The sequence below is a fragment of the Nannocystis sp. RBIL2 genome (assembly GCF_026626745.1).
Lineage (GTDB): Bacteria > Myxococcota_A > Polyangia > Nannocystales > Nannocystaceae > Nannocystis.
The window spans coordinates 1,656,866-1,671,423 of the sequence record NZ_JAPNJW010000002.1 but is presented as its reverse complement, the minus strand read 5'-3'; the positions used below and the strand labels follow the sequence as shown (position 1 = coordinate 1,671,423).

Below are 14,558 nucleotides of genomic sequence, written 5' to 3'. Positions count from 1 at the left end.
GCAAAAAAAGGCCCGAAGGAGCCTGTCCTTCGGGCCATTGTCGGCACCGGGGCGATCAGCCGCGGCCGGCGCCGTGGAAGGTGGTCTTGAGCTCGGCGACACGCGCGGTGTCGTTGAGGTCGATCGGCGGGACGGTGTCGTAGGCCTCGTAGAAGGTGTGCGCGACCACGTCCTCGGCGATCTCGAGGGCGCGGCGGATCTTGCGGTTGTCGGGCACGAAGCCGCGGTGCAAGAGGCGCTCGATGGTGGCGCCAATGGTGCCCTGGAGGCCGCAGATCAGGATGCCGACGCGGTCGGGGCGGAAGGTGTTGCGGTCGAGGCCGAGGCTGTCCTCGAGGCCAGGCAGGCGGTCGGCCAGGAAGAAGTCCTCGGCGCGGCCGACGTGGCCGCTCCAGTGGGCCTCCTCGCGCGGGCGGCTGACCGTCGGCAGGTAGCGCAGGCCGTGCTGCTTGGCCAGGTGCTCGAGCTCGTCGCGGTAGCCGAGGTCCTTGCTGTAGCTGGCGCCGTGGATGATCGCCCAGTCGTCGAGGCGCGTGCTCGGGTCGCGGTTGACCTTGCTGCGCACCATCGACAAAAACGGCGCCAGGCCGGTGCCGGCGGCCACGCACACCTTGACCCGCGCGTCGTGGCCCATGGTGTCTTCGACCGTGAACTTGCCGACCGGCTGCGAGCGCAAGAACATGCGGTCGCCGACGCGGGTCTTCCACAGCAGGTGGGTCAGCGGGTTGTCCGACTCCGGCTTGTCGACGAAGCGGATGTAGAACTCGACCAGATCGCGCCGCTCGGGGGCCGAGGCGATCGACATCGGGCGCCGGACGCCGCCGAGTTCAGGCTTCTCGGTGTTGTTGAGGCCGATCGTGAGATACTGGCCGGGCACGAACCACGAACCCTCACCGGGCAGCGCTTCGTCGGGGCGGATCCGGAACACCGCGAGGGCGGGGGTGAGGTCCTCGCGCTCGACGAGGGTGGCGTTGTACACGAGCTCTTTGGCCATGGCGTGACTTTACCCGGGTCGCGACCGGCGGAACAAGCGCCGGCGGGCCGGCCGGAAATTCGGCCCACCGGACGGGGCTGCCGAGATTATACGGCAGGTGATGGGGTCAGTCCGCCTTGAAGGCGCGGACCCAGATGTTGGTGCCCTCGCCAAGGACGGTCGAGTTGGCGCCGATGGTCAGGAAGTCCGGGCCCCAGGCGGCGTCACGGCCCTCGTCGTAGAGGTCGATGTCCTCGTTGTTGTAGGTATGGGTCCACAGGCGGGTGCCGTCGCCGGCGTAGAGGGCGCCGAACACGTCGTTGAACTGGCTCGGGGCGACGTGGAAGCCGGTGGCGAAGATCCGCTCGTCCGGGCCGACGGCCAGGCCGAAGCCCATGCCGAAGAGGAATTCGTAGTCGTAGATGTCGGTCCACTGCTCCGAGAGGTCGGGGCCGACGCGCCGCAGGCCGAAGTCGTAGCCAGTGACGCCCTCCGGCATCCGGCGACCGACGAGGGCGATGTCGCCGCCCGCGCCGACGGGATCGGCGTCGTACCAGGCGCCGCCGGGGTGATCCTCGACCTCGGTGCTGACGATCGTGCCCTCGTCGTCGACGATGACGAGCAGTGGCCGGCTCAGGTAATCCTCGTCCTGGACCAGCCCGGCGACGAGCACGCCGTCTGCCGTCTTGACGATGGCGTTGCCGTTCGCGTACGCGAAGTCGGCCTGCGTCACCGCCTTCCACTCGGCCTCCCCGGTGCCGGGATCGTGCCGGCGCACGACCAGCTGCGCCGATTTGTCGGTCAGGTTCTCGCCGCCGGTGGAGTAGAGCTTGCCGTCGACGAGCAAGAGGCCAGCGATCGAGTCGCCGAGCATGTTGGCGGGCGGCTCGATGAACGTCCAGCCCTCGTTGCCATCGGGGTCGAACGAGCGCACCACGGGCGCCGCCACGTCTTCCATCACGTACTCCACGCCGCCCGCGTAGATGGTGCCGTCGTCGCCGAGCACCACCGCGGTGAAGAAGTTCGGCAGCCCGTTGTCGTCCGGATAGGTCTTCTTCCACAGCTCGGTGCCGTCGGGGTTGAGGGCGATGAGCAGCATGTCCCGGTCGGCCGGCGTGATGCCCTCGTTGCCGGCGATGATGATCTTGCCGGTGGGGTCGATGGCGACGGCGCCCACGACATCGTCCTCGCCCGCGGCGCCGTTGTGGGTGTAGGTCCAGAGCACCGCGCCGGTCTTCTCGCAGTTCTTGTCGCAGCCGTCGTCGGGCTCGTCGTTGCCGTCGTCGCAGACTTCGCTCTCGGCGACCACGCCGTCACCGCAGACCGCGGGGACGGGGCCGGTCGACGTGGACGTGGTCGCGGTGGTGGTCGGGTCCGTGGTGGTCGGGGTGCCCGTGGTCGTCGTGACGTCCGGTCCGCTCGTATCCGAGGTCGTGGTCGTCGAGGTCGGATCGGGGTCCGTGCCGGAATCGGTCGTCGCTGTCCCGTCCGAGGGGCAGGCGATCAGGAGCCAGGGTCCAAGAGACAGGACCGTGAGCCGCGTTGCGCGGCCGGTGAGATAGGCGTTCGACATGACTGCATGATCGCACGCCGAGGCCACGCGGTCTGCGATCGCCGCGTTTGTGGCTTTCCGTCGCAGTTTGGCGGGGTGGTCGAAAAATAGTTGGTGGTGCACCGGCCAAACTGCCGTGCTCGCGTCCGCACGCCCGGGGGCGGATCGCCACAAAGGTTTGACAGGTGTGCCGCGTTTGGAGGACGCTTCACTCGTATGCGACGCGCCTCGCTGTTTGCGCTCTCGGGGATCTTCCTGGGCCTGCCCCTCCGCGCCGCCGCGGCGGAGCCGCCTCCGCTCCCCGCGGACGCGACGCCACCCGCCAGCGAGACACCCGCGGCGCCGGCCACCGGTGACGCGCCGCCGACGTTGCCCAGCGGCGATCCAGGCGCGGTGGCTCCGCCCGCAGGCGCCGAGGGGACCGCCGGCGGCGAGGTGAGCGGAGCTGTCTCCGGGGACCTGTCCGGAAGTACCAATGCGACGACGACCGAGGCGCCGACGCCCGGGCCCGAGGTCGAGGTGCCGGCCCCGGCGGCGAAGGACCCGCTCAGCGTGAAACAACTGCCCGGCTATGTCCAGGGGCGGCGCGAGCCGGCGATCAACAGCCTGCGCGGCGGCCTCGGCCTCTATCACACGACGCTGGCCGACGTCGGCGAGCGCCACACGGTCCGCGTCCGCCTTCACACGGACTTCTTCCGCAAGGAAGGGTTCATCTACAACAGCGACGAGAACGGGCCCGACCAGCAAGGCCGCGTGCGCGGCACGGTCAACATCGGCTACAGCCCGTTCAAGTGGGGCGAGTTGTTCCTGGCCGTGCACAGCCAGGCGTCGCGCAACGCTCGCGCGCAGCCGGGCCGCCAGGACCAGGTCAACCAGTTCGCGCTCGGCGACCTCGACTTCGGCATCAAGGGCGCGCACCGCTTCGTCAAGGGCGGCGCGATCGGCCTCGGCGGTCAGCTCGGCATCGGCCTGCTGTCGGGCACGAGCCGCCTGCTGACCGACAAGGTCAACTTCAACATCGACTTCCTGTTCACCGTCGACGTCCGCTACCTGACGAAGAAGCAGGTGCCGGTGCGGTTCACGACCAACATCGGCTGGATCCTCGACAACTCGGGCAAGCTGATAAACTTCGAGAAGTTCACCGATCCGACCAGCCGCGAGGTGTCCCGCTTCGCCCTCGGCGTGGCGCCGAGCCGCGTGCGCATGCGCTACGGCCTCGACTTCCCGGTCCGCCTCGGCAAGGAGGGCAAGTTCGGCCTCGACCCGATCGTCGAGCTCGCGTGGGACGTCGCCACCGCCGAGATGCCGGCGTTCTTCCAGGCCGGCGCGTCGCCGTCGCCGCTGCCGCGCTCGAGCCTGTGGGGCACCGTGGGTCTGCGCGCCAACGTGATCGCGGGCCTGCACCTCGACGCCGCGGTCGACATCGGCATGGTGTCGCCGAACTTCGAGTACGGCCCGCCGGTGGCCCCGTGGCAGGTGATCCTCGGCCTCGGCTGGTCGATCGATCCCAACCCGGTGGTCAAGGAGGTGCCCGCGCCGGCGACGAGCGAGCCGCTGCCCGCGCCCGCGGTGGTCGAGGGTCGCGTGGTCGGCCAGGTGCTCGACAACACCGGCGCGCCGGTCGCGGGGGCCAAGGTGCGGTTCCCGGGCGCGGCGAGCAACGCGATCCTCACCGACGACCAGGGCAACTTCACCAGCTACCGGTTCCCCGAGGGCCAGGTGGCGCTCCAGGTCGAGCTGGCCAACAAGGCCACCAAGGACGCGACCGCCGACATCAAGGCCGGCGAGGACACTCAGATCACGATCACGATGGACGTGGCCAACACGCCGCCGGTCGGGATCCTCGACGGCGCGTTCACGGACGAGGCGGGGGCGCCAGTGCTGGTCACCCTGTCGGTCTCCGGCAACGGCGTCGACGAGCCGTTCACCAGCACCGAGGGCGGCCTCATCCGCCTCGAGCTGCCGGCCGGCGATTACTTCGGCATCGCCCGCGCGCCCGGCTTCGAGGACAAGTCGCTGCGCTTCACGGTGACCCCGGGCGAGCAGTTCACGACGGTCAAGGAGTCGCTGCGCCGGGCGACGCCGGTCGAGACGCCGCTCGTCAGCGGCAAGGGCAAGAAGCTGCGCCTCAAGAAGGCGATCCGGTACACGTCGGCCAACGGGGTCGACGACAAGAGCGCGGCGCTGGTCGAGCAGCTGGCCGCGTTCCTCAACACGCACCCCGAGTACGAGGAGATCGAGATCGGGGTGCACACGGACGACCGTGGCAGCCCGAAGCAGCGCAGCAGCGAGCGCGCCGACGCGGTCCGCAGCGCGCTGCTGGCCAAGGGCGTCAGCCCCGATCGCGTGACCGCCAACGGCTACGGCGACAACAGCCCGGTCGCGGTCAACCTGACCGCCGCGGGCCGGGCCAAGAACAACCGCACCGTGATCAAGGTGACCCGCTACAAGGGCGCGCCGACCGCCCCGGCCAAGGCGCCGAAGGCGGGCAAGAAGGCCGCGGAGCCGGCCGCGCCGCCGCCCTGATCGCCACTGCGGGAGCAGGCGCGAAGGACATGTCGTTCGCGACATGTCCTTTTGTGCATTCGCCGTCGCACCGGTAGAGCTGCAGAGTCGCGGGCTGGTTGCTGGGCGCGCGGGCCGGGACATGTCCTCGCGGACATGCGGTCACGCAGCGGGGCAGCTGTACTCGCGGGTCGCTGCGCGGACCGGGCATGTCCTCGCGGACATGCGGTCACGAGCAGGCGCAGCTGCACTCGGGCGGGGCGTCGTCGCCGGCGCACAGCGACCAGCCCGCGGGCGTGCCGCACAGGCCCTCGCTCGGGCCGGCCATGATCAGCTCGACGGCGCCGTCGCAGCCGCGGCGGCCGAACACGCCGAGGCCGATCTGGTCGCACGAGGTCGGGACCGGGCACTGGGCCTCGTCAGGCACGAACACGCAGGTGCGGAACAGCTGGGTGATGTCGCAGGTGCCGGGGTAGACCGGGACGACGTCGAGCCAGCGACACACGCCGCCGCCGTGGACGATGCCGTCGCAGGCGGGCGCGGAGGTCTGAGCGGCGCAGAAGGCTTCGCCTTCGGACATGTCCTCGGGGACCTGTCCGGAAGTGCCGGTGGGCTCGGCGCCGGTCGAGTCGGTGGCGCCGCCGGTCGATCCTTCCGTGTCGCTCCCGCACTCGGGCGGGTCGCCGAACTCGGTCGGCGAGGTGTCCGAGACGACCACGAGGCCGCTCGTGTTGGCGCCCGTGGGCTCCTTGCAGGCGCACAGGACGAGGCCGAGGACGAGCGCGGCGCGGGTCATCGCTCCGAAGGTGTAGACAAGCCCGCGGCCGCGCGGCAAGCGTCGAGGCGAGCGCTTGCGCACGCGCGCAGGAGCCAGGCTCCAGGGTCGTGTCAGGCGGCAGGGCCGTCGACGCGTGTCGCAGCGCTCACCGGCGGTGAGAGTGTTGCCGGGGCCTCGCCGAGGTGAAGCCGCGTCGATCGACGGCGAGGACGCGCGCACGCGGAGCGCTGGCCGGCCCGAGCTCAGGGGGGACAGCCCTGGAGGATCCACTGGGCGATGGTGTCGAGATCGCCGGTGGACAGCGCGTCGGCGGGGGCCGGCGGCATGAGGACGCCGCTGCCTCCGACTTCGATGTGCAAACCGGTGACCTTGTGCCAGAGGTAGCTGCCGTCGAGATCGCCGGGCGCTACCAGCATCATCTGAGGGAGCTCGAGCGCCGGTCGCTCGACGATCGAGGCGAAGGCATTGTCCGAGAGGACGAACCAGGCGTGGCTGGTGCCGCCGGGCGTGTGGCAGCCGACGACGCAATTGGCGTCCCAGATCGGCTGGATGTGGACTGCGTGGCTGAGGTCCGGCTGGTTCGGCCCGGTGGTCGCCGGCTCGCTGGTCGGCGTGGTCGTCGGGTCGCCGGGGATCGAGCCGGTGGGGGGCTCGTCCGTGGTCGACGGCGGCGCGGTGGTGCCGCCGTCGGTGCTGGCGCCTGTCCCTTCGGACATGCCGGTGGAGTCGGTGACGGTGTCGGAGTCGAGCGGGTCGCGCTCGGTGCAGGCCGCGAGCGCGGCGACGAGGACGAGGAGGCGAGCGGGTAAGCCAGGCATACCGCGCCAGTATGCGCCGGCGCGCCGGGCCTCGACAAGCTGGCGCAAGATGACCTATGGGACATGTCCCGGAGGACGGGTCGGGATCGGCGGGTGCTGGCCGAGGCCGAGGCGGCGCAGGGCCGCGCACACCAGCACGAGCACCAGGACTGCGGCCTCGACGAGGGCGAGGTCGCGCGGGTCGCGGATCAGTCCGAGCGCGACGATCAGGGTGGTGGCGCCCGCCGGGGCGTGCTCGGCGTCGAGGAGGACGGTGAAGCCGCCGGTCGCGGCGAGGGCGAAGGTGACTGCGCCGAGGTGCGCGAGGTCGAGGCGCGTGAGCACGGCCGGGACGTCGGCGACGCCGAACAGGTGGACCGCCGCGGTGCCGCACAGGACGGCGACGCCGTGGCCGACGAGGACGCGGCGCGGATGGTTGGCCGGGGCCGCGGGGGCGACGAACGCGAGGAAGGCGGTCGGGCCGAGCGAGGGGAACACCCAGGGCAAGGCTGTCCAAAAGGCCATGGCCGAACAGACAGCGATGGCGAGGCCGGCGCCGAGGCTCACGTGGGCGGCGCGGGCGAGGCGCGAGGAGAGCGAGTCGGGCACCGCGGGAGCATGGCGCGTCGCCGGCGGCGGCGGAAGTAGGAGGACGGGGCGAGCGCGAGCCGTCCCCGCGATTGCCGCTCCATCGCTTCAGGAAGAGCGTCTATAGATCTGCAGGCCAGAGCGGGGCCCGGTGATACGCCTGGCTTCGTCGTGGTCGTCGCCGCAGCCGAGCTGCCGTCACAGACACGGGTCTCGAAGGCCCCGCTGCGTCCGCGGCGCTCACGGGCACGTGGCTTCGTCGGTCTTGTCGTCGCAGTCGAGGTTGCCGTCGCAGACCCAGGTCTTGGGGATCTCGAGGCCCTCGTCGCACGAGAAGTAGCACAGGGCCGTGGCCTCGTCGGACATGTCGTCGCAGTCGGGGGCGCCGTCGCACTTGTTGAACGTGAAGATCTGCTGGCCGTCGGCGCACACGAAGGTGCAGGTCGCGGGGGCCTCGTCGGACATGTCCTTGCAGTCAGGTTCGCCGTCGCACACGTAGTGGTTCGAGATCATGCCGCCGGCGCCGCAGCTGAACGCGGGCGTGCCGTTGCACGCGATCGACGCGGCGCCGACGCTGGCCTTGGCGGGCTCGTCGCAGGTTGCGACTGCGTCGGCGTAGGTGCCGTTGCAGGTGAAGAACGCGTCCTCGTCGCTGCACTTCAGCGGCCCCAAGCAGCTCTGGTACTGGACCGCGGCCGCGGCCAGGCAGGCGACGTAGGGCGCGTGAGCCGGGTCGGCCTCGAGGTCGCACAGGCACGGGTCGTTGGCGGCGGCCACGAAGTCGGCGATGCAGCCGTCGACGTCCGCGTAGTTCCCCTCCGTGACCTCGCACGGGCAGCGCATCCCGGCGGTCGCCTGGGTCGCCAGCGCCTTCTTCTCGCAGGCGGTGAGGGTCGCGCTGCCCGAGGTGGTGGTCGCGCTGGTCGTCGGCACGTCGGGGACGTTCGCGTCGGTGGTGGTGGTCGCGTCGGTCGCCGAGACCGTCGCGCCCCCGCTCATCGGTTCGTTCGGACAGGCGCACAGCAGGAGCGCGCCCGCGAGGAGCGTTCGAGGGGTCATCCCTCCAGGGTAGCGCCGGGGCTCACGTGCTCGATCTGGAACACGGCGGCGAACGTGGCCAGCAGCGCCGGATCGCCGTGGATCCGGATCGCCCCGCCGGCAATCGCGTCGGCGGGGGCCAGCTCACCGGCCATCAGCGGGCGCAGGCCCCGATCTGTCTCGAGGACCAGGTCGGCGCCGGGGAGCGGGCCCGCGGCCGCGGCGAGCGAACCGTCGTCGATGCGCGCGTGGACCACGAGCTCGCCGACTCGCAGCTCGTAGCCGAGGTGGAGGCCGCGCGCGGCCTCGGGGCGGAAGGTGGTGCGGATCGCCATCACCAGCGAATCGGCGGTGACGATCTCGTCGGCGCCGGGTTCGCCGAGGAGCGGCGCGCCCCAGCGGCCGAGAGCCAGCACTGCGGCCTCGAGCGCGCGGCCACGCTCGGTGAGCTCGTAGACGATCGCGCCGCCCGGACGCGGCAGGAGGCGCCGCCGCACGACGTCGGCTTGCTCGAGCTCCTTGAGCCGGGTGGACAGGACGTTGGTGGGGATCCGCGGGAGGCCGCGCTGGAGGTCGGTGAAGCGCCGCGGGCCGACGAGGAGGTCCCGGACGAGGAGCAGGGCCCACCGCTCGCCGACGATCTCGAGCGCGCGGGCGACCCCGCAGTAACTCCCGTAGCTCCGGGTGGCCATGCAGGGGCGAAAATAGCCCAAATTTGTCCGTATGAACCGGACTTGTTGTTTGCAAGTCGGTGCGTGCGTTTTTGCGCGTCCGGCGTGCCGGGGCTCGCAGCGGGCACGGGGGCGCGAATTGCCGGACGGGCCAGGCGACCGGACGGCGGTGCGCGGGCGGCGACCGGTCGCGGGGCGAGGCGGGAGCTGTCCGGAGAGACAGGTGATGCGCGTCAGGCGGGGCCGCGGCTTCGTCCTGCTAGCGGGGCCGTGGGAGCTGTCCTGAGAGACAGACGATGTGCGCCAGGCCGGGAGCCGCGACCTCGTCCTGCCTGCCGGTGCGGGGTCGGGGCAGGGTAGCGCCGCTCGGGAGCTGCGGCCTCGCTCCGCCTGCCGGCGGTGCGCGGGCGGCGGGGCGAGTGATTGGCGCTTCAGGACATGAACGTCGGGGCATGTCCCCGAGGACATGTCCGTCGCTGCGCTCGCCGGGGCCGGCGGCTCACGGGGTCGGGGCGGTGGTGCAGCTGAGGGTGCGGTCGCGGAGGTCGACCGTGTTGACGATGGTCGGCTGGCCGCGGACGACGTCGACGATCACGCCCTCGTACTGGTTGGTGCACTGGGCGTGGCTGCGCTTGGTGATCACGCGGAAGCCGCCGTCGATGGTGCGCACGCTGTCGTCGCCGCACAGCGGCTGGACGCCGAGGGTGGCGGCGAGCAGGCGCGCCTCGCCGGGGGTGTCGATGGCGCCGAGCAGCGTGAGCAGCTGGGAGCGGGTGGCGACCGGGCGCACGTTGGCGCCGGACTGCAGGACGAGGTAGCGGACCACGAGCGGGTTGGAGCCGGCGAACAGCGAGGTGCTGGCGACGGTGCTGGCCAGGAGGCGGGCGCACGCGGGCACGTCGGTGACGGTCTGGCAGGCGAGGCCGACGCTGGCCAGGGTCTGCGACTGCTGGGGGCGCACGCCGGTGTCGGTCTGCTTCAATACCGTCTCGCGCAGCAGGGCGTGCTCGAAGCGGGTGTTGGCGTGGGTCGCCTCGAGGCCGCCGAGGAGTTGGTCGTTGTTGCACAGCGGGGCGCTGTAGGCGGGGCTGCCGGGCGGCAGCGCGGGGTCGTCCGAGACGGGCGCGGGCTCGCCCGTGACCGGCGCAGTGGGCGGGGGGCGGTGACACGCGGACGCGGACCCGGCGGCGACGGCGACGGTGAGGACGGCGCGGAGACGAACGGCTGGCACGGCGGCGAGGATACTACGCGGGCCGAAGGCGGCGGAAGAAGAGCCCGAATCGCGGCGGGCCCGTCGTGGCGAGCGCCGTTCCGGGGTCGGTGATGGTGGGTGCGGGCGAGGCCGGCTCGCGCTCACGGCCGCGGCGGCGCGGGCAAGATCCACGGCTGCGGGCGCAGGCCGTCGCGTTCGCGCGCGAGATCGACGTCGGGGTCGACGAGGCGGGCCGCGGGGCGGCCGTTGTAGGTGACGAAGACGTCGGCCCGGACCTCGGCGCCGGGGCTCCGGGCCGCGAGGTGGTGCGCGTACTCGAGGATCATGTCGGGCTGGAAAGCCATCTGCTTGGCCTGCTGGGCGGTCAGCGCCGGCTCGGGGTCGACCAGGCGCTCGCGGCCGCCGCCCGGTTCGCGCACGCGGTAGACGACGCTGCCGACCTTCTCGACCAGCATGACCTGCCAGGCGAAGCGGTAGCCCTCTTCGGTCCAGGCGGTGTCGCCGGGGTAGGCGAAGCGGCGCAGCGGCAGCGCGAGCTGGACGGCGAAGTGGAGGGCGAGGGCCGCGAGCAGCAGCGGGCGGGCGGAAAATGACGTGTTCGACAGGACAGGTGCCGGGGGGCATGTCCGCGGGGACAGGCGACGCCACAGCCGCCGCGGCCAGTCGGGCGGGAAGAACACCAGGGCGGCGGCGGCCATCAGCCACGGGAACATGCCGATCGCCGGGAAGAGGGCGCCGGTGAGGCCGTGGAACACGAGCACGCCGGCGTAGGCGAACGGGCGCGTGCGCGGGTGCAGCAGCAGGAACGGGACCGAGAGGTCGAACACTGCGCCGCCCCAGCTCATGAGGTACGGGGTCTCGGGCCGCCGCAAGAGGCCGCCGAGCAGCGGGAAGTCGGCGCGCGCGGCCAGCCACAGCTTGAGCGGCTGCGCGTGCAGCAGCCAGTCGGGGCGCAGCTTGGCCAGGCCGGCGAAGAAGTAGACCAGGCCGACCTGCAATCGCAGGGCCCACAGCGCCCAGGTCGGGGCGACCGTGGTGCGGCGATCCAGCGGCAGGGCGACCATCAGCAGGGCGACGACGCTGACGAAGTAGTAGTGGTTGAGGTAGGTCGCCTTGTCGAGCAGCTCGACGTAGGTGAAGAGGACGAAGAACAGGGCGATCGCGGGCCGGTAGGCCACGCCCGCGGCGACCAGCAGGGCGAGCAGGCCCTGGGCGACGAACACTGCGATCATGCCGGCCTCGGGCAGCGGCGCGAGCCACTCGAAGCCCCAGTAGTGGAAGTGCCAGGTCGGGTCGACGTAGAGCTGGTGGATCCACCCGCGCGCGGCGAAGCGGACGGTGCCGGCGAACATCAGCAGGCCGAAGCCGATCCGGAACGCGTGCAGGCCGGCCGCGTCGACCGGGGCGAGGAGGGCGCGGAGCAGGGGCGAAGAAGAGATGGATGGCGGGACGGCTGTCCTGACGGACATGTCGTCGCGGGCATGTCGTGGCGGCGAGTCGAGCATGTCGGATGTCCCGAAGGACATATCGCCCGGGGCCGCCGACGAGGGCGAGGCGGCGGCATCCGACGCGGATGTCCCGGAGGACATGTCGCTCGGGGCCGTCGACGGGGGCGGGGCGGCGGCGCCCGGCGCGGATGTCCCGGAGGACATGGCGTTCGGAGCAGGTGGATCCGACTGCTCCGGAGCGGCGACGGGCGAGCTGCCGAGCGCGCGATGGGTTGTCCCGGGGGACATGGCGCTCGGGACATGTGTTTGCGGGACCGGAGCGGGCGGGCTGCGGTCGGGGTCGGACATGGCCTTCGGGTCAGTCGCCGTCGTTGTCGCTCAGGGCGAGGGTGACGCCGAGGGTGCTGGCGACGTCGAGCTTGAGCAGGCGGCGGAAGGTGTCGAGCTCGTCGCGCGCGAGCTGGACGGCGGTGCGGTCGGCGACCAGGGCCGCGGTCATCGGCTCGGGGACGGCGGCCAGGACCTCGCTCGCGCGGGCGTACTGGGCGCGCACGCGGTCGTCGAGCGCCGGGTCGAGCTCGCGGACGAGGACCGAGAGGCCGGCCGCGGGGGCGCCCTCGTCCGCGCCGTGATAGACGGCCCACACGCCGGCGAGGTTGGCCTGCAGGTCGGCGCGGGTGCGGCCAGAGAAGCGCGACTCCATCAGCGACGGGTCCTCGGCCGCGCCGGTGAGGTTGCCGAGCGGGTTGTCGAGCTTGCCCTTGACCATCGTCAGGCAGGCGTCGATCGACTTGTTGACGACCTCGTCGAGGCCGGCCTTGAGCGAGTCGTAGGTGGCGCTGCCGATGCCCGCGGTGGCGAGGGTGTCGGCGTACTCGCCGGACCAGGCGGTGGCGAGCGCGTCGGTGCGGGCGGCGATGTCTGCCGCCAGCAGCTTGGCGTAGCCGCAGCGACGCGCGCCGCCCTCGGCCTGCAGGGCGGTGAGGGCGTCGCCCTGGACCTCGCCCCATAGCAGATACTCGAGCGCGGGCATGCCCTTGGCGCTGACGCCGAGGCCGCCGAGGTAGGCCGCGTCGGGCGTGTCGGGGGCGCCGGCGACCGCGTCCTCGACGGTGTCGACGCGCACGGGCCAGAAGTCGAGGGCGTTGAGCTCGGCCGGCAGCGGGCCGAAGCCGAACGGGAGCACGCGCGACCAGGCGTCGCGCTCGGCCGACCAGGCGTTCTGCGCGGCCGCCAGGGCGCCGGGATCGGGGGCGGCGCACAGGAAGTCCATCGCCGCGACCATGTCCTCGGCCCGCTCGTGCAGGTCGGTGAAGGCCGGGACTGCGACCTCGCGGGCGACGTGCTCGAGCACGGCCGGGCGCGAGTCGTCGCCGCCGCCGCCGCAGGCGAAGCCGAGGAGCGTGCCGGCACCTGCCCCGAAGAGCATGACCGAAAGGACATGGCGAGAGAGACCGGTGCGGATCATCGGGACCTCAGAGGCGGGGCGGCGAGGGGCGCGGCAGGGCCGCGACGTGAGTAGCGGTCCTTGGGGGCATGTCCTGGAGGACATGTCCTTTCGCGCCGGGCGGAATGGACATGTCCGAAGGGGCAGGCTGCGCGCCCGCGGCGGTCACAGCGACTCCAGGAAGGCGACGAGGGCCGCGCGCTCGCCCGAGGGGAGGGCGCGGACGGCCTCGCGGGCCGGCTCGGCCTCGCCGCCGTGCCACAGCACGGCCTCCATCAGTGAGCGGGCGCGGCCGTCGTGGAGGAAGGTGGTGTGGCCGTTGACGGTCTCGACCAGGCCGATGCCCCACAGCGGCGGGGTGCGCCACTCGTTGCCGTCGGCGAGGTAGTCGCGGCGGCCGTCGCCGAGCGCGTTGCCCATGTCGTGCAGGAGGAGGTCGGTGTACGGCCAGATCGTCTGGCCGCGGACCTCCTCGATCGCGGCGTCGTCGGCGGTGCGGTGGCGCGGGACGTGGCAGTCGGCGCAGCCGGCGTCGAGGAACACCTGCTTGCCGCGCAGGACCTCGGGGGCCCCGGCGTCGCGGCGGGCCGGCACTGCGAGCGTGGCGCTGTAGAAGATGACGTCGTCGAGCAGATCGGGCGAGACCTCGGGGGCGCCGCCGTGCGGGGCGGCGGCGCACTCGGTCTGGCCTTCGGGACAGTTCTCCAGCGGGAACATGTCGGTGGTCAGGCCCATGTCGCCGAGGAAGGCGCCGGCCGTCTGCTGGGCGACGGTCGGCTGGTTGGCCTTCCAGCCGAAGCGGCCGAGCACCGCGGCGTCTTCGGCCAGGTCCCACACGTAGTTGGCGCGGCCGGAGACGCCGTCGCCGTCGCCGTCGTCAGGGTCCTCGCGGGCGAGGATGTCGGCCGCCGGGATGGCCTCGAGCAGGCCCATGCCGATCATCACCGGGGCGACCCGCGGTGAGATCAGCAGGTCGGCGGGGAGCGGGCCGTAGGACGGGTCGTCGAGGGTGTAGGTCGGGGCGCGCAGGCTGTACGGCTCGCCGTCGGCGAAGGCGCCCGGCTGCTCGACCCAGGTGACCTTCGGGACAGCCTCGCCGGCGACCCCCTCGATGCCGTTCGGCTGCAGCTGGTCGCCGTAGCCGGGGACGTCGCGCGGGCCGCCGTGCAGGCCGTCGCCGGGGACCGACACGCGCAGCAGCATGCTGGCGAACGCCTCGTCGTCCTCGGGCGGGCGGCCGCGGCCGTCCTTGAAGTGGCAGGCCGAGCACGAGCGGGCGTTGAAGGTCGGGCCGAGGCCGTCGCGGCCGGTGGTCGAGGCCGGGGCGACGACCCAGTTCTTGTTGAAGAACGAGTTGCCGACCACGAACCGCTGGCGCCGCTCGAAGGTCATGTTGCGGGCGCTGTACGAGAACGCGTTCGGGCTCTCGTCGCGGATCGTGGTGTCACCGCCGGCCAGCTCCTCGCCGGGCTCGAGCGCCGGCCCGGGGGCTTCGCAAGATGCCCCCAAGAACAGGACCCAAAGGACAGGCAGGCGGCGCACGGCCCA

General features: G+C 72.2%; 12 protein-coding genes. 1 reads left to right on the top strand and 11 read right to left on the bottom strand.

Going from position 1 to position 14,558, the window contains the following annotated elements; genetic code table 11:
* Positions 1–55: 55 nt before the first annotated feature.
* Together OV090_RS31810 and OV090_RS31805 are read right to left on the bottom strand one after the other, a co-directional pair.
* The gene (locus tag OV090_RS31810; RefSeq protein WP_267708422.1) at positions 56–994 is read right to left on the bottom strand and encodes a hypothetical protein; all 939 of its coding nucleotides are present in this window, start codon (positions 992–994) and stop codon (positions 56–58) included.
* A 106-nt stretch (positions 995–1,100) separates the two neighbouring features.
* Positions 1,101–2,546, bottom strand: a complete 1,446-nt coding sequence (locus OV090_RS31805) for a DUF4215 domain-containing protein (protein WP_267708421.1) — start codon at positions 2,544–2,546, stop codon at positions 1,101–1,103.
* A 195-nt stretch (positions 2,547–2,741) separates the two neighbouring features.
* On the opposite strand from OV090_RS31805, the gene OV090_RS31800 reads away from it, so the two are divergent.
* Positions 2,742–5,051 (top strand): carboxypeptidase regulatory-like domain-containing protein, encoded by a 2,310-nt coding sequence (locus OV090_RS31800; RefSeq protein WP_267708420.1) that lies wholly within the window; start codon positions 2,742–2,744, stop codon positions 5,049–5,051.
* A 208-nt stretch (positions 5,052–5,259) separates the two neighbouring features.
* Here OV090_RS31800 and OV090_RS31795 read toward each other — a convergent pair whose 3' ends face one another.
* From OV090_RS31795 to OV090_RS31755, 9 genes are all read right to left on the bottom strand, one after another.
* A complete protein-coding gene (locus tag OV090_RS31795) occupies positions 5,260–5,826 on the bottom strand; it encodes a hypothetical protein (protein ID WP_267708419.1) in 567 nt (188 codons plus the stop codon).
* Positions 5,827–6,050: 224 nt separating this feature from the next.
* On the bottom strand, positions 6,051–6,626 hold the full coding sequence (locus OV090_RS31790) for a hypothetical protein (RefSeq protein ID WP_267708418.1): 576 nt from the start codon (positions 6,624–6,626) through the stop codon (positions 6,051–6,053).
* A 54-nt stretch (positions 6,627–6,680) separates the two neighbouring features.
* The gene (locus OV090_RS31785) at positions 6,681–7,130 is read right to left on the bottom strand and encodes an HPP family protein (RefSeq protein WP_267708417.1); all 450 of its coding nucleotides are present in this window, start codon (positions 7,128–7,130) and stop codon (positions 6,681–6,683) included.
* Between the two features lie 303 nt (positions 7,131–7,433).
* Complete coding sequence (locus OV090_RS31780) at positions 7,434–8,252, bottom strand: hypothetical protein (RefSeq protein WP_267708416.1); 819 nt, start codon at positions 8,250–8,252, stop codon at positions 7,434–7,436.
* The gene (locus OV090_RS31775) at positions 8,249–8,923 is read right to left on the bottom strand and encodes a helix-turn-helix domain-containing protein (RefSeq protein ID WP_267708415.1); all 675 of its coding nucleotides are present in this window, start codon (positions 8,921–8,923) and stop codon (positions 8,249–8,251) included. Before OV090_RS31775 ends, OV090_RS31780 begins: the two co-directional genes overlap by 4 nt.
* Before the next feature lie 478 nt (positions 8,924–9,401).
* The gene (locus OV090_RS31770; RefSeq protein WP_267708414.1) at positions 9,402–10,133 is read right to left on the bottom strand and encodes a hypothetical protein; all 732 of its coding nucleotides are present in this window, start codon (positions 10,131–10,133) and stop codon (positions 9,402–9,404) included.
* A 122-nt stretch (positions 10,134–10,255) separates the two neighbouring features.
* Entirely contained in the window at positions 10,256–11,851 is a 1,596-nt protein-coding gene (locus tag OV090_RS31765; RefSeq protein ID WP_267708413.1) for an HTTM domain-containing protein, read from the bottom strand.
* A 70-nt stretch (positions 11,852–11,921) separates the two neighbouring features.
* Positions 11,922–12,992, bottom strand: coding sequence for an imelysin family protein (locus tag OV090_RS31760; protein WP_267708412.1), 1,071 nt, complete (start codon positions 12,990–12,992; stop codon positions 11,922–11,924).
* A 183-nt stretch (positions 12,993–13,175) separates the two neighbouring features.
* On the bottom strand, positions 13,176–14,552 hold the full coding sequence (locus OV090_RS31755; protein WP_267708411.1) for a di-heme oxidoredictase family protein: 1,377 nt from the start codon (positions 14,550–14,552) through the stop codon (positions 13,176–13,178).
* Positions 14,553–14,558 lie beyond the last annotated feature (6 nt).